At 43.9% G+C, this 18,258-nt stretch carries 19 protein-coding genes, 1 tRNA gene and 1 riboswitch; of the genes, 5 read left to right on the forward strand and 15 right to left on the reverse strand.

From position 1 onward, the window contains the following. The first annotated feature begins 78 nt into the window (after positions 1 to 78). Positions 79 to 576, forward strand: a complete 498-nt coding sequence (locus FWJ32_RS06510; protein ID WP_149545155.1) for a peroxiredoxin — start codon at positions 79 to 81, stop codon at positions 574 to 576. Positions 577 to 615: 39 nt separating this feature from the next. Here the strand turns inward: FWJ32_RS06510 and FWJ32_RS06515 are convergent, their stop codons facing one another. The 5 genes from FWJ32_RS06515 to FWJ32_RS06535 are packed head-to-tail and all read right to left on the reverse strand — an operon-like array spanning position 616 to position 4,904. Then, entirely contained in the window at positions 616 to 1,452 is an 837-nt protein-coding gene (locus FWJ32_RS06515; protein WP_149545156.1) for a PSP1 domain-containing protein, read from the reverse strand. Positions 1,453 to 1,454: 2 nt separating this feature from the next. Further along, a complete protein-coding gene (locus tag FWJ32_RS06520) occupies positions 1,455 to 2,411 on the reverse strand; it encodes a DNA polymerase III subunit (RefSeq protein WP_149545157.1) in 957 nt (318 codons plus the stop codon). 9 nt (positions 2,412 to 2,420) lie between these two features. Further along, complete coding sequence (locus FWJ32_RS06525) at positions 2,421 to 2,852, reverse strand: YaaR family protein (RefSeq protein ID WP_149545158.1); 432 nt, start codon at positions 2,850 to 2,852, stop codon at positions 2,421 to 2,423. A gap of 3 nt (positions 2,853 to 2,855) precedes the next feature. Further along, the gene (tmk, locus tag FWJ32_RS06530; RefSeq protein WP_149545159.1) at positions 2,856 to 3,473 is read right to left on the reverse strand and encodes a dTMP kinase; all 618 of its coding nucleotides are present in this window, start codon (positions 3,471 to 3,473) and stop codon (positions 2,856 to 2,858) included. 12 nt (positions 3,474 to 3,485) lie between these two features. After that, entirely contained in the window at positions 3,486 to 4,904 is a 1,419-nt protein-coding gene (locus FWJ32_RS06535; protein ID WP_149545160.1) for an aminotransferase class I/II-fold pyridoxal phosphate-dependent enzyme, read from the reverse strand. A gap of 101 nt (positions 4,905 to 5,005) precedes the next feature. Between FWJ32_RS06535 and FWJ32_RS06540 the strand changes: the two genes are divergently transcribed. From FWJ32_RS06540 to ppdK, 3 genes are all read left to right on the forward strand, one after another. Then, positions 5,006 to 5,320, forward strand: a complete 315-nt coding sequence (locus FWJ32_RS06540; RefSeq protein ID WP_149545161.1) for a hypothetical protein — start codon at positions 5,006 to 5,008, stop codon at positions 5,318 to 5,320. A 123-nt stretch (positions 5,321 to 5,443) separates the two neighbouring features. After that, entirely contained in the window at positions 5,444 to 6,232 is a 789-nt protein-coding gene (locus tag FWJ32_RS06545; RefSeq protein ID WP_162523542.1) for a pyruvate, water dikinase regulatory protein, read from the forward strand. A 54-nt stretch (positions 6,233 to 6,286) separates the two neighbouring features. Beyond that, complete coding sequence (gene ppdK, locus FWJ32_RS06550; RefSeq protein WP_149545163.1) at positions 6,287 to 8,932, forward strand: pyruvate, phosphate dikinase; 2,646 nt, start codon at positions 6,287 to 6,289, stop codon at positions 8,930 to 8,932. 67 nt (positions 8,933 to 8,999) lie between these two features. Here the strand turns inward: ppdK and FWJ32_RS06555 are convergent, their stop codons facing one another. The 7 genes from FWJ32_RS06555 to FWJ32_RS06585 form a co-directional block, all read right to left on the reverse strand. Further along, positions 9,000 to 10,052 (reverse strand): anti sigma factor C-terminal domain-containing protein, encoded by a 1,053-nt coding sequence (locus FWJ32_RS06555; RefSeq protein WP_149545164.1) that lies wholly within the window; start codon positions 10,050 to 10,052, stop codon positions 9,000 to 9,002. Then, on the reverse strand, positions 10,030 to 10,551 hold the full coding sequence (locus tag FWJ32_RS06560; protein ID WP_149545165.1) for an RNA polymerase sigma factor: 522 nt from the start codon (positions 10,549 to 10,551) through the stop codon (positions 10,030 to 10,032). Before FWJ32_RS06560 ends, FWJ32_RS06555 begins: the two co-directional genes overlap by 23 nt. Positions 10,552 to 10,878: 327 nt before the next feature. Continuing rightward, positions 10,879 to 11,487, reverse strand: coding sequence for a sporulation membrane protein YtaF (gene ytaF, locus FWJ32_RS06565; protein WP_238988816.1), 609 nt, complete (start codon positions 11,485 to 11,487; stop codon positions 10,879 to 10,881). A 115-nt stretch (positions 11,488 to 11,602) separates the two neighbouring features. Continuing rightward, positions 11,603 to 13,243: a carbon starvation CstA family protein gene (locus FWJ32_RS06570; RefSeq protein WP_149545167.1), complete on the reverse strand. Its 1,641-nt coding sequence runs from the start codon at positions 13,241 to 13,243 to the stop codon at positions 11,603 to 11,605. A 21-nt stretch (positions 13,244 to 13,264) separates the two neighbouring features. Continuing rightward, a complete protein-coding gene (locus tag FWJ32_RS06575; RefSeq protein WP_149545168.1) occupies positions 13,265 to 13,777 on the reverse strand; it encodes a DUF8052 family protein in 513 nt (170 codons plus the stop codon). 211 nt (positions 13,778 to 13,988) lie between these two features. After that, a complete protein-coding gene (gene thiT, locus FWJ32_RS06580) occupies positions 13,989 to 14,633 on the reverse strand; it encodes an energy-coupled thiamine transporter ThiT (RefSeq protein ID WP_149545169.1) in 645 nt (214 codons plus the stop codon). A gap of 55 nt (positions 14,634 to 14,688) precedes the next feature. Next, positions 14,689 to 14,791, reverse strand: a riboswitch (TPP riboswitch). A gap of 74 nt (positions 14,792 to 14,865) precedes the next feature. Then, on the reverse strand, positions 14,866 to 15,171 hold the full coding sequence (locus FWJ32_RS06585; RefSeq protein WP_149545170.1) for an MTH1187 family thiamine-binding protein: 306 nt from the start codon (positions 15,169 to 15,171) through the stop codon (positions 14,866 to 14,868). 222 nt (positions 15,172 to 15,393) lie between these two features. Between FWJ32_RS06585 and FWJ32_RS06590 the strand changes: the two genes are divergently transcribed. Next, positions 15,394 to 15,469: transfer RNA gene (locus FWJ32_RS06590), tRNA-Arg, on the forward strand. Between the two features lie 16 nt (positions 15,470 to 15,485). Here the strand turns inward: FWJ32_RS06590 and sufU are convergent. The 3 genes from sufU to sufD are packed head-to-tail and all read right to left on the reverse strand — an operon-like array spanning position 15,486 to position 18,249. Further along, a complete protein-coding gene (gene sufU / locus FWJ32_RS06595; protein ID WP_149545171.1) occupies positions 15,486 to 15,917 on the reverse strand; it encodes a Fe-S cluster assembly sulfur transfer protein SufU in 432 nt (143 codons plus the stop codon). Next, entirely contained in the window at positions 15,908 to 17,137 is a 1,230-nt protein-coding gene (locus FWJ32_RS06600; RefSeq protein WP_149545172.1) for a cysteine desulfurase, read from the reverse strand. Before FWJ32_RS06600 ends, sufU begins: the two co-directional genes overlap by 10 nt. After that, positions 17,134 to 18,249: a Fe-S cluster assembly protein SufD gene (sufD, locus tag FWJ32_RS06605; protein WP_149545173.1), complete on the reverse strand. Its 1,116-nt coding sequence runs from the start codon at positions 18,247 to 18,249 to the stop codon at positions 17,134 to 17,136. Before sufD ends, FWJ32_RS06600 begins: the two co-directional genes overlap by 4 nt. Positions 18,250 to 18,258 lie beyond the last annotated feature (9 nt).

Consider the following 18,258-nt stretch of genomic DNA (forward strand, 5'->3'; position numbering starts at 1 on the left):
TGTTGATTTCTCCTCTTAAGTAGGTTATTATAGTTACAGATAATAATTTTCCATTGATAATAATTAGGAGGGATACGTATGTTGGTTCCAGGGATGATGGCTCCAGATTTTAATCTGCCCAGCACCAAAGGTGATATAAAATTATCGGACTATAGAGGCAAATGGGTGGTCCTGTTCTTCTATCCCCTTGATTTTTCAGGAGTATGCAGCACAGAAATACCTGAGTTCAATAAGAGATTGAATGAATTTAAGGCATTAAACGCCGAGGTCTTAGGCGCTAACACTGACAGTGTTTACTCTCACAACGCCTGGATAAAAGAACTGGGCGGGATTGATTTCCCTCTTATTTCCGACTACAATAAGACTATGGCCAGAGATTATGAGATCCTCTTGGATGATGCCGGTATAGCTTTAAGAGCAGCATTTATTATAGACCCGGATGGAAAGATAAGGTATACGGTAATCCATGAACCTGCTATAGGCAGAAATGTAAATGAGGTCTTAAGGGTATTAGCTGCGCTCCAGTCAGGCGAAGCATGTCCTGTTAACTGGGAACCGGGTACAGCCACATTATAAACATAATTAAAAAGAGCGGTATATTGCCGCTCTTTTTAATTACGCATCGTTTTCTCCTTCAGGTTGCACTATAACTGTAATCTCACAGGGTTTGAAGTCATATGACAATTCTATTCCTTCTTCATTTACTATTTTAACCTTTATAGTCTTTTTTAATGCGTTTATTTCACATACCTCCCCCTCTCCCCTGGGCGTAAGGACAATGCTTCCTTCCTTTGGAAGGCATGACCTCGCCTCTTCATACACATCCTGCTCATACTTCAGGCAGCACATGAGCCTGCCGCAGAGACCTGATATCTTTGTCGGGTTTAAGGAAAGGTTCTGATCTTTTGCCATCTTTATGGATACAGGCTCAAAATCGCCAAGAAAACAGCCGCAGCACAAAGGCCTGCCGCACGGTCCAAGCCCGCCTATGGCCTTGGCTTCGTCTCTTACCCCTATCTGCCTGAGTTCTATTCTCGTCTTGAATATGGAGGCCAGTTCTTTAACAAGCTCTCTAAAGTCCACTCTCCCATCAGCAGTAAAATAGAATATGATTTTACTGTTATCAAAGGTGTACTCCACATCTATGAGCTTCATCTCCATATTGTGCTCTTCTATTTTGTTCAGGCAGATTTTCATGGCCTCCTTAGCCCGTGCCTCATTCTCCTTTTGATGGAGTATATCCTCCTCAGTCGCTATCCTGAGTATGGGCTTTAGTGGGGAGACAAGCTCTTCCTCAGGCACTTCTTTCTTGCCTATGACCACCTCGCCAAATTCAATACCTCTGGATGTCTCTACAACTACATAACATCCCTTGTGAACATCTATATCAACAGGGTCGAAGTAATATATCTTCCCTGCCTTTTTAAACCTGACTCCAACGACATTTACCAAAATCACACCCCCAGTATATCTATATACAATACGTCAAAAGCTAACTGAATATTGGAATTACATGAAATAAACCTGCGTGTATCCTCGATACGTTCTATTATATTAATGAGCCTATCATCCGAAAATTCTCCGTAAGTCATGAGATATGGTAACTTATCTACATTGATTACAAGTTTCTCTTTTCCGTGGTTGAGCAAAAGTAGGTCTCTAAAGAATGATTCCAGTATATCCAATACTTCTCCTGAGGACTCCCTATCCGGCTTTAGAGTGTCAAATAAATCAAAAACCTCATAGGGCCTTATATGTCTCAACCTTTCTATAATATTAAATACCTCCTGGCGAAATGCGATATGCTCTGGCTCTAACAACATTACCGCCTTGCCTACCACACCCTTAGAAAACCTGGCAGCAAACGCAGCAGTGTCTCTATCAGTACCGTATTTACTGACAAGAAGTTTAATTAGCTCTTCCTCGCCAGCTCTTTTTATCGTTAGTGCCTGTGCTCTCGAACGTATTGTAGGTAAAAGGGCATCTATAGAATCAGCTAAGAGTAAAAATATGTTATCACTCTCACATTCTTCCAATGTCTTTAAAATGGCATTCTGTGCCTCACCGGTCATTGTATGGGCTTTATCTATTATAAAGACCTTATATCGTGATGTGTATGGCCTTACAACAGACCTCTCTATGATATCCCTTATGTCGTCAACCCCTATGGCCCTGGCCGGCGTGAGGGTATAGACGTCAGGGAATGAGCCAGCCTCAATGGACTTGCAATTCCTGCAGGAGTCGCACGGCTTTACCTTGCCAGTACAGTTTAAGTATTTGGCTATTTCCTTAGCGGCCAGGCCCTTCCCCGACCCCCTCTCGCCGTTAATTATATATACATTAGAAAGGCTATCTTCCCTCATAAATATCTTAAATATGTGTTCTGCCCCCAAGACATTGTTAAAACCCATAATCGCACCTCAGTCATATATATCTACCAGAAGCCCCCTTATTTCATCAATCTTTCTCAGGGTCTCTATGGTATCTCTTTCTTTTTCCATAAAGTCTTCGGTGAGTTTATTCAGTTTTTCATTGACTTCTTCTATTATAACATAAATCTTGTGTCTGCCCCTATAGTCCAGATAATCCTTTTTCGACGTTGCAAAAGCTGACAGGGCCTCTTTCAAAAAGTTTCTCACCAGTTCTTTATATTCCATCAGGTTCTTTATATCCAGCGTCTTCTTGAGCTCCTGAGATTTTTTATCTATATCCTCCATAATTCTTTTGAACCTCTCCCGGTCAAATTCCCCCTCTGCGTCTAAAAGACTGTCCTTGAAACTATTGCCAGAGTTTTTATTTCTGACTGTCATGGTAGTACTGACCCTGTTGAGCTTTACATTCTCTACCTTCATACTTTAATCACCCTTAAACTTTTTTAGTACATGCTCCATTATTTCTCTGTGGAGTTCAAACCTGTCCTTCATGGCGTCAAGAATTATATACCTGTCTTTGTATCTGTCCGCCAATATCCGATAACCCTCCCTGACTTTTTCCTGGAAGTCCTCCCCTTCTTCCTCTATCCTGTCAGGTACTTTTGAGGACCTGCCCATGAGCTCCCCCACCGGAGCATCAAGGAGGAAGGTAATATCTGGAAACAAACCATCCACTGCAGGGGTATTGATTGCCTCCACTACATCAATGCCAATACCTCTGGCCTGGCCCTGATAGGCTAAGCTCGAGTCCACATACCTGTCAACAAGTATAAAGTCACCCTTAGAAAGGCCAGGCCTTATCACCTGCCTCACCAGAAGTGCACGGCTGGCTGCATATAGATAGGCCTCTGTAAGCGGCTCTATATCTTTATTGCTTTTATCCAGAAGTATCTGCCTTATCTTCTCTCCAAGTGGAGTCCCTCCAGGCTCTCTGGTTACCACGACCCGGTATCCCATATCAACCAGGCTTTTTTCAAGCATCATTATCTGAGTGGATTTCCCACACCCATCCACACCTTCAAAGCTAATAAACAGACCCAATTTGTTATCCCCCTAAATATTCAAGATTGTCACATAGCCATTGTCGTAGCCGATTACCTCCACGCCGTTCCTTACCAGTTCCTTTATTTCTAAAGCAATACCGGTTGTAATCGTCTCCCCCGGTGCCACATAGGGTATGCCCGGAGGATAAGGTATAAGGAAATCACCGGCTATCCTGCCCACCGCCTCTTCTAAAGCGACCTTCCTTTTAGGCATAAATGAAGCGTCCCGTGGATTAAAAATTATTTCCGGTACCTTATAGTCGAAGGTTGTTGGTATTATTTTATTTTCCCCGTTTTTTCTAAGTGATTTTACCGCATTTACCAGTTTTATGATGTCCTCTTCCCTGTCTCCAATAGTAATCATAGACAGTATATTATACATATCGGAAAGCTCAACCTGTATATTATGGTCTTTCAGTAATATTTCCTCAGCCCTGTGTCCTGTCATATAAAGGCCCTTAACATTGATTACCAGTTTGGTCGGGTCTATACAGGCTACTCCATAGCGCCCTGTAATGTCCTCGTCTATAACCCTTATGCCCTCTGTGTCAGCCAGTCTTTCCCTTGCAAGGCGTGAAAGCCTTACTGTCTCCTCCATCAGCTCCGGGTGCTCTGCCACCTCTTCTATGGCCAGGTCGATGGAGGACATCAGGATATATGAGGGGCTGGTAGTCTGCACAAGGCGCAGAGCAAATATAAGCCTGTCTATATCTATCCTGTCGCTTCCCACATGGAGTATTGAACTCTGCGTAAAAGACGGCAATGTTTTATGTATGCTCTGTACCACCATATCTGCCCCGGCCTCCAAGGCAGTTATCGGAAAGTCCTCATGAAACTTAAAATGTGCCCCGTGGGCCTCATCCACTAAAAGTATTTTCCCGTAACGATGTACCACATCAGCAATAGCCTTTATATCCATGCACAGCCCATAAAAGTTGGGGTATGTCACCATCACAGCTCTGGCATCCCTGTTCTCTAACAGAGCCCGCTCCACGCTTTCGGGGCTTACCCCTACGGATATGCCATCTTCCCAGTCCACAGTCGGCTCGATATATGCCGGGTTTACTCCCGACAAAATCATGCCGCCGAATGAGGATCTATGGCAGCTCCTCTCTATTAAAAGTTTATCACCGGGCTGAAGTGTGGCCAGCATCATGGCATAAATACCGCCGGTAGTGCCATTTACCAGAAAAAAGGATTTTTTAGCACCAAAAACCCTGGCTGCCCGCTCCTCTGCTTTTAAGATTATGCCGTTTGCATTGTGAAGGTTGTCAGTATCAGGAAGCTCGGTAAGGTCTATCTTAAAGATGTTCTCCCTTATCTCATCTGCCCTTAAAATTCCTTTGCCCTGCTTGTGGCCAGGCATATGAAACGGGATGGTGTTCTTTTCAATATGTCTTAATAAACCATCAAAAAGTGGTGCAGTCATAAAATGCCTCCTCTATATAATTATACATCATTTATTTTACCCAAAAAGTAGCCCGGAGAAATTAAAATTCATAATATATTATAAAAAACGGGGGTATCAAAATGGGTCCTGTTTCTGATGTCAATTATTCTTTTTTCAAGTTCCTGCTCATATACTCAGTACTGACCTCAGAAGTCTACAGTAATGCCATATACGGTGCCGGTGATATACTGGCCCTGTCAACGAGGATAAACTATCTTACTGAGCTTCCCGGAGATAATAACAACGGTATAAATGGCATAATGCTGATGACCCTGCTTGTTGTCTTTTCAATAAAAGATAAAGAAGTTTACAAGTCTTTGAATGAAGCCTGCAATACATTGTTCTGGATTGGAGTCCTAAAGAAATTCACGCCGTCTTTAAGCTCCGGGGTTTAAATAAGTCTTTTTTTAGAAAAAAATAGTGTTATACTATTTAAGAATTGATGATAACATTGCTTTAAGGGCCAATTCCTGATAAAATATAAGATAGATTTTAATCTTAATATGGAAGGGTTATCAATGGCTGGCTCAAAGATATATATAGTGTCTGACTCTTCAGGAGAGTCTGTAAGAGACCTTGTGGAAACCGCTTCTGAACAATTAAAGCAGAGCTTTACTATAGAAAGGGTCCCTTATGTTGGAGATATACAGGAGATAAAGGACATCGTTTCCCGTGCAAGGGTAGAAGATTCCATTATACTTTCGGCAATAATTTTAAGCGACCTCAGGAAAACCCTTCTTTATGAGTGTGCTGCAAGCGGTATCAAAGCGGTTGACCTTTTGCAATATATAATAGATTTCCTAAAATACGACTTTAATGGGTCAGGGCAGTCTCCTGTGAGCGAGGAATATTCCAGGAAGATATCCGCCATGGAGTACGTCTTCTTACACGATGACGGCCTGAAGACTGAGGAGTTATTAAAAGCTGATGTCATAATAATAGGCGTATCCAGAACCTCCAAGACACCACTATGCATGTATTTAGCCAACAAGGGTATCAGAGCGGCTAATATCCCTATTATACCAGAAGTCAAACCGCCTGAGGAACTTCTTATGGTGCCACCCGAGAGAGTTATAGGACTCACTATCTCTCCAGACAAACTTTTCAATATACGTTCAGAAAGGATTAGGACCATGGGACTTGAGAGCAATGCCTCATATGCAACAATGGAGAGGATAAAAAAAGAGATACAATATGCCGAGTCCATAATGGACAGCCTTGGGTGTCTGAAGATAGATGTCACTGACAGAGCTGTTGAAGAGACAGCCCAGATAATACTGGACCATTTGAAGATTAAAAACGTATAAAAGCGCAATTGCGCTTTATATAAAATTAAAGAAACCAAAGGAGGTTACATAGCAATGGCTCATAAGTATGTCTACCTGTTTGAAGAAGGCAATGGCTCTATGAGAGAGCTTCTCGGCGGCAAGGGTGCCGGCCTGGCCGAAATGACCAACATCGGTCTTCCTGTACCGCCTGGATTTACCATTACCACAGAGGCATGCACCATTTACTATCAAAATAATGGAAAACTGCCTCAGGAAATTATAGACGAGACAATGGAGTATCTGGCAAAGCTGGAGGAAAAGGCAGGAAGAAAGTTAGGTGACCCAGAACATCCCCTGCTGGTATCAGTGCGCTCCGGTGCAAGGATATCCATGCCCGGTATGATGGATACCATATTAAACCTGGGCTTAAACGACCAGACAGTGGAGGGCCTGGCCAGAGAGTCCAGCAACCCAAGGTTTGCATATGACTGCTATCGCCGCTTCATACAGATGTTCAGCGATGTGGTTATGCACGTAAATATCAACCTGTTTGAGGGCGAACTGGAGAAATTGAAGGAGGAGGTCGGGGCAAAGCTGGATACTGACCTGACCGCCGAAAATCTGCAGGAACTCATAAAGAGGTATAAGGAAATAGTCAGGAAAAATACAGGGAGAGAGTTCCCGCAGGATGTAAAAGAGCAGCTCTTGATGGCCATCAACGCTGTCTTTGAATCCTGGAATACCCCGAGGGCCATAACATACAGAAAACTGAATAAAATACCGGATGACTGGGGCACTGCTGTAAACGTTGTTATGATGGCATTTGGAAACATGGGTAACAACTCAGGTACAGGAGTTGCATTTACAAGGAATCCGTCTACAGGGGAAAAGGTATTCTACGGTGAATTCTTGATAAATGCCCAGGGCGAGGACGTGGTTGCAGGCATAAGGACGCCCAAACCCATAGCCGAATTAAAAAATGAGATGCCGGCAGTATATGAGCAACTGTTAAATGTGGCTAAGACCCTTGAAAATCACTACAAGGACATGCAGGACATCGAGTTTACCGTCCAGGAAGGCAAGCTCTATATGCTGCAGACAAGAAGCGGCAAGAGGACACCTCAGGCTGCTATCAAGATAGCTGTTGACCTCTGCGAAGAGGGGATCATTGACAAAGAGACAGCCCTCATGAGGGTAGAACCCGAACAGATATCCATGGTAATGCACAGGCAGATTGACCCCAACTCCAAATATCAGGTTATAGCCAAGGGGCTGGCAGCATCTCCCGGTGCAGGAATGGGTGAGGTTGTATTCGATGCCGATGAGGCTGAGAAATTGGCCCATGAGGAGGGCAGGAAGGTTATATTGGTAAGACCTGAAACCACCCCTGATGATATACACGGCCTGGCCGCCGCAGAAGCAGTCCTGACAAGCCGTGGCGGTATGACAAGCCACGCAGCAGTTGTTGCAAGAGGCATGGGCAAACCCGCTATCTGCGGATGCGAAAGCATCAAGATAGACCTGGACCGTGAGCTTTTTACAGTGGGAGACATCACCGTAAAGAAGGGCGATATCATCACAGTAGACGGGACCACAGGAAACGTAATACTTGGCGAGGTAAACTTCGTTGACCCCACATTCTCAGAAGAGTTTACCAAACTCCTCACATGGGCCGATGAAGTTGCAAAAATAGGTGTTAGGGCCAACGCTGATACACCTGTAGACGCTACCACGGCCAGAAACTTTGGAGCCAAAGGTATCGGCCTTTGCCGCACGGAACACATGTTCATGGCTACAGACAGGCTCCCTGTTGTTCAGGAGATGATATTGGCCCAGACACATGAGGAGAGAAAAGCTGCCTTAGACAAGCTTCTGCCAATGCAGCAGGGAGACTTTGAGGCTATGCTAAAGACCATGGAAGGATACGAGGTCATCATAAGGCTCTTAGACCCACCGCTACATGAGTTCCTGCCCGACGAGATGGAACTTGCATTAAAACTCAATACCTTAAAGCTCACCAATGGGTCAAAAGAAGAGATAGAAGAGACTGAAAAACTGCTCAAGAATGTCCGCGTATTGAAAGAATTCAACCCCATGCTGGGATTCAGAGGATGCAGACTGGGCATGATATACCCTGAAATCTATGAGATGCAGATAAGGGCCATACTCAATGCCACGGTAAACCTTTTAAAGCAGGGTGTTAACGTTATACCTGAGATTATGTTCCCTCTGGTGGGCACCCAGGAAGAAATGAAGAGATTAAGAGAGATGGCTGTAAACATAGGCAAGGAGATCATGGACTCTGAGGGTATCAAACTTGAATACAAAATTGGTACAATGATAGAGGTTCCAAGGGCCGCATTAATAGCAGACCAGATAGCCGAGTACGCAGACTTCTTCTCCTTTGGTACCAACGACCTTACCCAGACCACATTTGGATACAGCCGTGACGACGCAGAGCACAAGTTCCTCTTCCAGTACATTGAGAAAAAAATATTAAAGGACGACCCGTTTGAGACACTGGATGCGGATGGTGTAGGCCAGCTCATAAAAATTGCTCATGACAAGGGACGTTCTGTAAAGAGTAACCTGTCACTGGGTATATGCGGCGAGCATGGTGGAGACCCAAGGTCAATAGACTTCTGCTACACGGCAGGCTTAAACTACGTAAGCTGCTCACCATACAGGGTACCTGTAGCAAGATTAGCAGCAGCCCAGGCCACAATCAGACATAAGTAATTCAAAGATAAACTAAAGGGAGTATCGCAGACCACTTCACAGTAGCGCTGTGACACTCCCTTTGCCATTAATACCTGTCTGTTACTACACCCAGAGAAGATGCCTTTATAAACGATAGGTTGTATAAGGATTTTAAACTATTACTATCACCTGTAACCACAACACCCTGCACCCTGATGTCACTCTCCGTTATCTTGCCATCCTTGCCGGCGATATTGTTAAAGACCCTTGTAAACTCCCATTTATATCTTGTGTCATACTCTTTACCATTTTCCAGCGCCCCTACAAACCGGGAGACAGGGTCGGGTATCTCTTTACCAGTTTCATCATACGCCTTAATGCCGTATGCCGTCCTTTCAGACCGCACGCTGGCAGGTACATCAACAATTTCCCCTGTGCCTTCCTGCTTTATCTTACGCGGCTTGGATTCCTCCTTTTCCTCATCACTCTGGTCGTCAACCCAGTACCATGCCACTGTGACATCTTCAGGTATCATCTTCCTGACCTCATCAATGCTATATGCCCTGTCAAAAGAAAGCGCCATCTCCATATACTTATCCGGACCTATCTTGTCCAGCAGGCTCAGGTCATTTTTATAATCCTGATATTTTATATACGGGTAATAAAAAACCATCTCCCTCTGGCCAAGCACATTGTACTTGTTATATTTCAAATCATCTGTATCATAACTCGTGCCAAAAATTATCGGCGACTCTGTACCTATCAAATCCCCGTAGTCCGATTTAAACGGCCCGTATACATAGCTCTTTTCGCCTGTATATACAATCTTGTCTTTGAGTATCTTATATGTCGCATATTCGTCCCGCCCGCCAAACAGGCTGTGGTACCTCCTCACCTCTCCTATATAGGTGTTTGGCGCCGAAATATAATAGAATTCTGACACAGCAATCTGAATGGGCGTTTCATATTCGTACGCCATTGCCTGGCCGAAATATATCACAGCAACAGACATCAAGCACACGACAATTATACTGATAATCACATTTCTCACTATAGAGTAAAACTTCGCCTTTCTTACGGCCTTTTTAAGCTTATCTTCTTTAAATCCCTCAAAGATCTCATCAACATCCCTGTCATTATTTTCCCTCTTGTCTTTCATTCAGCCATCTCGCCTCCCACAATTGTTTAAATCTGTTTCTGGCCCTGTAAAGATAGACCTTTACCTTATCCTCACTGTACCCATAGACATCGGCAATATCTCTATAGGAAAAATTCATGGTATACTTTAAGACAAGTAAATCCCTGTATTCAGGCTGCAGCATGGCAAGGGTGCTTTTTATCTCCCTGCCCTTTTCATTGGTTAAAAAGATATCCTCAGCACTTTTAGTAAACATGCCGATAACATCCAGATTGTCAATGTCTATTTCCTGCCTTCTCTTCTTCCGGCCATATATTGTATAATAGTCGTTAATAGCTACCTTAAACAGCCATGCCCTGACCCTGTCGCTGTCAATAGAGTCAATATATTTTAGTGCCTTATACAGGGTTTCCTGAGCAATATCTTCAGCATCCTCTATGGAAACACCCATTTTGAGCAGAAACTTAAATACTATCTTTATCTCATCAATAAGGAGTTCTTCCAGGCTTTTATCACTCATACCTCACCCCCTATTCAGCATGCTGCAGCAGCCAAAGTTCACTTACATCAGCCTTCCATAATATATAACCGATTGACGGTCAAAAAGTATACAGCACTCACTGATAAAATTTTACCATCAGCAGAAAACATATTTCTTACAAAAACACCCTGCAATGAGCTTGCAGGGTATAACCCAATAATTTTTTATTAATTAAAACCTGCTTCATATTTTCCACCTTTCTTTATTTGTCCAACTTCCGTTTTTCAGGCATCCTGTCAAATGTGCTTTTAAATTATGTATCCAGAACAGGCCAGCTAAAAAAACAGGTCCTGCTGAATAAAAGCATTAAAACATTGTGATAAACCCCAGCAGTATCAGGATAATACCAGGTAAGTACTTGAGCCTTTCATTCTTTGCTGCTGTTACCCCTTTCCCGATATATACACCCAAATGTAGGAAAAACATATTAAAAATTCCAACCGCCACAGGAAGCCCGACAAGCGGCATACCTTCCATGGAGGCACCAAGGCTGGCTCCAAAGGCATCCATTGCCAGAGCTATGCCAAGGAAGGCTGCCTCCACAGTGCTTATGGTGCCAGAATTATCCAGATCGGCTTTCAATGGCTGCTCAATAACCTTTACTGTTATTTCTATAAAATTCAGCCTGATAGTGAGCAATTCAGCTTCTTTCTGGCCTGCCTGCCCCTCCTTTATCGCTGATGTTAAGACGTATATGCCAACCCCTATCAATATAATGGCGCCCAGCATCTTTGCAGCTTGTGGATTTAAAAAAACGGCCAGGCCACTTCCAATATACATACTTATAAATGTTGCCATGCTGGATATTAAACTGACGGCCAAGAGCGGCACAAAGGGGATGGCAATCCCCCTCATACCATACGAAAGGCCGACGCAGAGGCTATCTATGCTCAATGCCAGGGCAAGTATAACCATAAACTCCAAGTTGCACACCCCATTTACTATAAAGCTATTTTCATATTACGCCTAAGGGTGTTATCTTGTGATTAAACTATTATGCAAAAGGCCTGCCTCTCGGCAGGCCCTTTGTCTATCTTGCCACACCTTCCTTTCTATTCTTGCCAGTAAGTACTCCATAGGTCTGAAGTATTAATAGTATAGCTAGGATAAACAGCAGGACAGCAAATACCACCAGTATATAGTTACCAGAGGCAATATTAGACTGAATCAAAAGTGCAAGGGCTGTCAAAGTAACTATGAACATAAATATCATAGGGATTATAAGCATAGTATTGTTCCTCCTTGCATTGGCAAGCCATGCAGCCACAGCCAGCAGCGCAACTGCTGCAAGGAGCTGATTAGCAGCACCAAATATAGGCCATATAACCTTCCAGCTTGTAAACGCAAGAACTACTGAAAGTACCACTGTAATTATAGAGGCAACATACCTGTCACTAAAGAATTTTGCCACAGGGTTAGAAGATACCACTATCTCTCCAGACTCTGATATATTCTCAAAGAACTCCTGGAAAGCAAACCTTCCAAGCCTTGTAGCTGTATCCAGTGTAGTCATGGCAAAGGCAGAAACAGCCAATGCAGCAAATGTTTTCCCTACAACCTGATTTACACCAAAGCTAGTCATAAATGTACCTAATCCATCAGCAAATACATTAGTGGGACCAAACTTCATAAGCTCTGTAAATTTATCCCCCGTAAGGTATGCAGCGGTTATCGTTGCAATTATGGCCAGAGCACTTTCAATCAGCATCGAGCCATAGCCTATTACCTTGGCATCTCCTTCTCTGTCAAGTTGTTTTGCTGTGGTACCAGAGGCCACCAGTGAGTGGAAACCCGATATAGCACCACAGGCTATGGTGATAAACAGCATCGGAAATAGATATTGCGTACCCACCTTAAAGCTTGTAAACGCTTGAAGTTGAATCCTCGGGTTATAAAGCAGTATACCAATAACACCGCCAATCATCATTCCATAAAGAAGAAAAGAGTTCAAGTAGTCCCTTGGCTGCAGGAGTATCCACACGGGCATGACAGAAGCAACTACAATATATACAGCAAGGATGATTATCCATGTGGTCTTAGGCAGGGACAGCGGGGCTATATAACCTATCCATATACATAACACCAAAACTGCCACACCCAACACGGTACTCAAGCCAAGTGACGCATTTCTCCTGTATACACTAAAGCCAAAGGCTACAGCAAGGGGTATAAACAAGAGAGAGGCTGTAGCTGCCTGCGGTGTTGCAACAAAGGTATCGGCAACTATGTTTGCAAAGGCTGCTACTATAAGTACCAGTGTCAACCAGGAAAACAAAAGGAACAGCCTCTTTGCTGTCAAGCCAACATTCACCTCTATGATATCACCTATGGACTTGCCCTTATGCCTCAATGATGCAAGAAGTGAACCAAAATCATGGGGCGCTCCCATGAATATGCCGCCTATAAGAATCCAGAGTGTTACTGGCACCCAGCCGAATATGGCAGCCTGGATAGGCCCGTTTATAGGACCTGCACCGGCTATGGAGGCAAAGTGATGGCCCAGAAGGACAGGCGCCTTTGCCGGGGCATAGTCCACTCCATCATACATGGTGTGTGCCGGTGTATCCTTGTCCGGCTGAAGTCCCCATTGCTTTGCAAGCCAACCGCCATAAAAGATATAAGCCAATACGAGTAGAATAATAGCACCTACAAGCAAAATTACTGCACTCATAAAAACATTTCCCTCCCTTTATTATAAATAATTGGGCTTTGGCATCGGAATCATAAAATCCTTTATCACCTCTCTTCCCTTCCTGTTTGCCGCCACCCTATTGGAAGCAAGGTCAACAGCTAAAAGCCTTATTTCTCCCCATCCTTTTATCCCAAACATGTAGTATCTTGTATACCTGTAACTTTTGATAAATTTCTCTACATCCCTGTTAATACCTCTGTCAGTTACCATTACTCCAGTCAATATGGTGCACATATGCTCCGTATGCGGTTTAATGAGGACCTCGACCTGCTCTTTCAACCATGTGCCAAACTCTGCTGCATTATCAAGCCTTAGATCTTCATAATATTTCACGAGCCTGTACTCATGGGTCTCGTATGCATCCAGCACATCTATCAAAAAGTACCTCTCATTCCTCATATGAAACTCTGCATATATATCTAGAAGCTGGCCATCCAGCTCGTGGTCTCTGTATACATCATAATAGACACTGTGTCTTTTCTCTAACAAGTCCAGATATTCATCCTTTCCCATCTGTATGCACCCCGTCAAAGCAATTATTTTCCTTTTTATGTATTCTACTTTATATATTCTACATTGTAGCGGGAATTCCTGCATTTTTAAAAAATAAAAATCAATTTTGCTTATTCATTTTGTTTAGTATTTGACATTATCTTATGTATACAAGAAGACCATGGATACAAAAACCGCCTCTCTTTGAGGCGGTACTTCGTGCTACAGCATTTTATGCTCTTATTATACTGCGTCTGAGGTTCTGGACAGCGTTATAAAATTGGGGTATAAGTGATATTGCAAAGCATATGGCAACCTCCGTGCCTATTATGGACCCGTTGACCGCTATGGAGTAAGCAAAAGGGCTCATCCCCGGAGGCGCATATGAACCGAAAAATATAACACCGGAGAGGAAGTGAAAGAAAAACCTCCCAAAGCCCCCTACCAGTATTCCCAGCCTGAAATTATCCTTAAAAAATCCGGCCAGGCCAAGCGCTGCAAAGGGCAGTGGGTAGTCTAAAAGCACCTGTGCCCAATGAAGTATATACGGGTCCTGTATGAGTTGAAGTATACCGTATGCAGCTCCTGCCGTGATACCCGCAACCGGTCCAAAATAGTATGCATATATAAAGAGCGGCAGCATACTGCCGGGGGTTATAGACCCTCCCTGCGGCCAGTGGTAAAACCTGATATAGGATAGAAGAAATGAAATTGCTATGCAGACTCCTCCATACACGATGGTCCTTGTGTCAAACTTGAGCCTGTCCCTGTAGAAATGGAACAAAGCCGCTGCAGCTACCAGTATTAAGAGAACAGCAATGGTTGCAGAACGGATCTCTGCAAAATCACCAAATATTGATGCAAGATAGTTTAACATAAAAAAGCCTCCTTTCGAGGCCGTGCCGCTAAATAAAAAACCGCAACCTGTAGGTTACGGCGGAAACCCGCTTTCCCTACGCCAGCATTACCTGGACAGGTTCAAGGGGTCCGTAGAATACTCTACGATCTCAGCATAACGCTCCCCCAGCGGACACAGTCTCTTAAATTTTCAACACTTATTATAATACACTATAATACAATATTCAATAACAAATAAGTAACTTTTATCCTTAAACCTCCTGCTTTCGCAGTACTGATATCACCTTCTGCTCCATGGTGGCCTCTTTATCTCTCCTGTCATCAATACGGAGGGTAGTAGAGACCCTCAATGCCCCCTTTTCAAAGGGTACCTCATGCATCCTCATAACCACATCCACAATCTTATGAACGTCACCCTCTATTACTGTACCCATGGGCGTGAGCTGATACCTTATATCCTTCTCTTTTCTCAGTACATCTTCACAGGCAGCCACATAGCTGGAAAGGCTTGTAGAGCCTGTACCAAGTGGTACTATTACAACCTCAGCTATGGCCATATCTATCCCTCCCATTATATTTAATAAATTAAGCCTTTGCATAACTTGAAACCTTTATCTTTACTGCATTTCAAGTTATTAAAAGTCTTTATAACCCCTGTTTTTTGTAAGAGTTTGTCTTCGTCTTATCTAAACATATCAAGTAACCAATGCCCAACAAAAGGTTGTATATTTAAAGCAATTGAACCTCAAGTGAATTTGTGATATTATAGTATGTAGTGTGCGCCTGTAGCTCAGTGGATAGAGCGTCTGACTCCGGATCAGAAGGCCGCAGGTTCGACTCCTGTCAGGCGCACCAGTATTTAACCGCCTACTTATTTTCCCTCTTCTTTTTCTTCGACAACTTCCTCCAGTGTCTTCCACGGCAGGAGGGCGCATTTCACACGCGCTGGAAAGTCAGCTACCCCGGCAAGGGCCTGGGCATCACCCAGGTCATCCAGGTTCACATCTTTCTTATAGAGCATGTCCGTAAACTCCTGTATGAGTTTTTTAGCTTCCTCAAGCTTTTTGCCTTTTATAAGGTCTATGAGCATGGATGTTGAGGCCTGGCTTATGGCACACCCCTGGCCTGTAAATGAGGCGTCCTTTATGACATCTCCATCCATCTTCAGGTAGATGGTGATGACATCGCCACAGAGTGGGTTGTGGCCCTTCTCCTCTATATCGGCATCCTCCATTTTCTTCTTATTTGGTGAATTCTGATAATGCTCCAGTATTATCTCTGAATAAAGCTGATTTAGCTCCATTTAAACCACTTCCTCACATTTTTCAAGCTCTCTATAAAGGCATCAACTTCTTCTCTGTCGTTATAGATATAGAAACTTGCCCTGCATGTGGCCGGTACACCTAAATATCTCATAAGGGGCTGTGCACAGTGATGTCCGCTTCTTATGGCTATCCCATCCTGGTCCAGTATAGTGGAGACATCATGGGGGTGAATATCAGCCACGTTAAAGGATATGACCCCTCCCCTGTCTCTTGTGTCCAGGGGCCCGTATATCTCTACCGAGTCTATCTCCCTTATCTTTTCCAGGGCATACTGTGTGAGCTCTAACTCATGATTGCGGATATTGTCTAACCCTATGCCTTCAAGGTATTCTATGGCAGCCGAAAGTCCGACAGCCCCCTCTACATTGGGCGTACCGGCCTCAAATTTTAAAGGTGGCTCTGCAAAGGTAGACCTGTCCTCGTAGACCTCGTCAATCATTTCGCCGCCTCTCAGGAATGGGGGTATACTGCTTAAGAGCTCTTTTCTTATATATAGGACACCAATACCCATAGGGCCCAGCATCTTGTGCCCCGAAAAGGCAAAGAAGTCACAGCCTATGCTCTTTACATCTACCTTCATGTGCGGCACGCTCTGGGCTCCATCTATGAGGACCATGGCACCTGCTTTGTGAGCCATCTCTGTAATTTCTTCAACGGGGTTTATGATCCCCAACACGTTGGAGACATGCTGAAGCGCCACCAGTTTTACCTTGCCTGTTAGCATCTCTCTAAAAGAGGACATATCCAGCCTGCCCTCTTTGTCTAAATAGACATATCTCAGTCTGGCGCCCTTCTTATCCGCTACCATCTGCCATGGAAGCATATTGCTGTGGTGTTCAGCCACGCTCAGTATTATTTCATCTCCCTCGCCTATATTCTCCATTGCCCACGTATATGCCACCAAGTTTATAGACTCAGAGGCATTCCTGGTGAATATAACAGTGCTTTCACTACCTGCATTGATGAATTTAGCCACCCTGTTCCTCGCCTGCTCATAGGCGTTGGTGGCCAGGCCGCTCAAGTAGTGAGCGCTCCTGTAGACGTTGGCATTCATAGATGAATAATAATTCTCTATAGCCTTTATGACAGACTCCGGTTTCTGCGTGGTGGCCGCATTGTCAAAATATATCAAGTTCTTCCCATAGGGCTTTATCTGCAGAACTGGAAAGTCATCCCTTATCTTTCTGGCATCTATCACCTTATAAGCCTCCTCTTAACAGCTTCCTTTACAGACTCTCTAATCTCATCGTCAGGTATAACATCAATCACAGGGTTGAAACTGGCCTCAACCAGAAGCATCCTGGCCTCATCAAGGCTGAGCCCTCTGCTCATCATATAATAAAGTGTATTTTCATTGAGCTCACCACAACTGGCAGCATGTCCGGCCTCCACATCCTCCTCGGCACATTTCAGGGCAGGTATGGCGTCAGACCTTACTGACCTGTCCAGGAGAAGCACACTCTCTTTCTCATTGCCTTTAGACTTTTTTGCCCCTCTCCTTATATCCAGGTCGCCCCTGAACACTGAATAGGCCTCATCCTTTAGTGCCCCCCTTATATCTATATCACTCACTGTATTTGGTGCAATGTGGTAAACCTTAAATGACATATCCAACCCTCTCTTACCATCAAGAAAGAATATGCCCTTTGCCATGTTCTCAGAGCCTGGATTCTCCATATATGATGTATAGTTTACCGCGCTCTTATACGAGCCCATCTCTATGACAGTCCAGTTTATCGATGAGTCCCTGCCGGCTATCCCTATTATTGAGTCAAAATTAAATGATGCATCTGAAAGTCTCTGAAGCTTTATCAGATTTATTTTTGCACCTTCCTTTGCCACAACCATTGTTATGCCATTATGGAAAGAATAGTCCTCCGTAACACCATTATAGCCTATTATTATATCCACACTGCTGAAAGGCTCCGCTATGATCACATTATGGTCTATGATGACATCGCCCGACGACATATAATTAACCATTACAGGTTTCTTGCTGTTAAACCCCTGTGGCACCTTGATAAATGCACCTGTATTAAAGTATGCCCCTGCCATGGCTGTGAATTTAGGGTCTACACCAAATGCCCTGTCTTGAACCAGTTCTCCAATCTCATCGTCGGAAACGTCCATTATATTTCTGACCGATACATCTCTACTTTCTATCTCCATTTTATCATAATTCTTGAACTCTGGAATTACAATGCCATCCAACTTTAACCTCTTCCAGTTTGGCATGTCAAGTTCACTATATGTCTTCTGGTTTGTCTCCCTGTATTTCTCCATCAAGCTGCTCTCCACCAGTTTTGCCATTCCCCTACC

The organism is Calorimonas adulescens, assembly GCF_008274215.1.
Classification (GTDB): Bacteria; Bacillota; Thermoanaerobacteria; order Thermoanaerobacterales; family UBA4877; genus Calorimonas; species Calorimonas adulescens.

Excerpts from the sequence above, each read along its gene's own strand:
- FWJ32_RS06510 (WP_149545155.1), top strand. The coding sequence starts at position 79 with ATGTTGGTTCCAGGGATGATGGCTCCAGATTTTAATCTGCCCAGCACC.
- FWJ32_RS06520 (WP_149545157.1), bottom strand. The coding sequence starts at position 2,411 with ATGGGTTTTAACAATGTCTTGGGGGCAGAACACATATTTAAGATATTT.
- FWJ32_RS06525 (WP_149545158.1), bottom strand. The coding sequence starts at position 2,852 with ATGAAGGTAGAGAATGTAAAGCTCAACAGGGTCAGTACTACCATGACA.
- FWJ32_RS06535 (WP_149545160.1), bottom strand. The coding sequence starts at position 4,904 with ATGACTGCACCACTTTTTGATGGTTTATTAAGACATATTGAAAAGAAC.
- FWJ32_RS06540 (WP_149545161.1), top strand. The coding sequence starts at position 5,006 with ATGGGTCCTGTTTCTGATGTCAATTATTCTTTTTTCAAGTTCCTGCTC.
- FWJ32_RS06545 (WP_162523542.1), top strand. The coding sequence starts at position 5,444 with ATGGCTGGCTCAAAGATATATATAGTGTCTGACTCTTCAGGAGAGTCT.
- ppdK (WP_149545163.1), top strand. The coding sequence starts at position 6,287 with ATGGCTCATAAGTATGTCTACCTGTTTGAAGAAGGCAATGGCTCTATG.
- FWJ32_RS06555 (WP_149545164.1), bottom strand. The coding sequence starts at position 10,052 with ATGAAAGACAAGAGGGAAAATAATGACAGGGATGTTGATGAGATCTTT.
- FWJ32_RS06560 (WP_149545165.1), bottom strand. The coding sequence starts at position 10,551 with ATGAGTGATAAAAGCCTGGAAGAACTCCTTATTGATGAGATAAAGATA.
- ytaF (WP_238988816.1), bottom strand. The coding sequence starts at position 11,487 with ATGGTTATACTTGCCCTGGCATTGAGCATAGATAGCCTCTGCGTCGGC.
- FWJ32_RS06570 (WP_149545167.1), bottom strand. The coding sequence starts at position 13,243 with ATGAGTGCAGTAATTTTGCTTGTAGGTGCTATTATTCTACTCGTATTG.
- FWJ32_RS06575 (WP_149545168.1), bottom strand. The coding sequence starts at position 13,777 with ATGGGAAAGGATGAATATCTGGACTTGTTAGAGAAAAGACACAGTGTC.
- thiT (WP_149545169.1), bottom strand. The coding sequence starts at position 14,633 with ATGTTAAACTATCTTGCATCAATATTTGGTGATTTTGCAGAGATCCGT.
- FWJ32_RS06585 (WP_149545170.1), bottom strand. The coding sequence starts at position 15,171 with ATGGCCATAGCTGAGGTTGTAATAGTACCACTTGGTACAGGCTCTACA.
- sufU (WP_149545171.1), bottom strand. The coding sequence starts at position 15,917 with ATGGAGCTAAATCAGCTTTATTCAGAGATAATACTGGAGCATTATCAG.
- sufD (WP_149545173.1), bottom strand. The coding sequence starts at position 18,249 with ATGGCAAAACTGGTGGAGAGCAGCTTGATGGAGAAATACAGGGAGACA.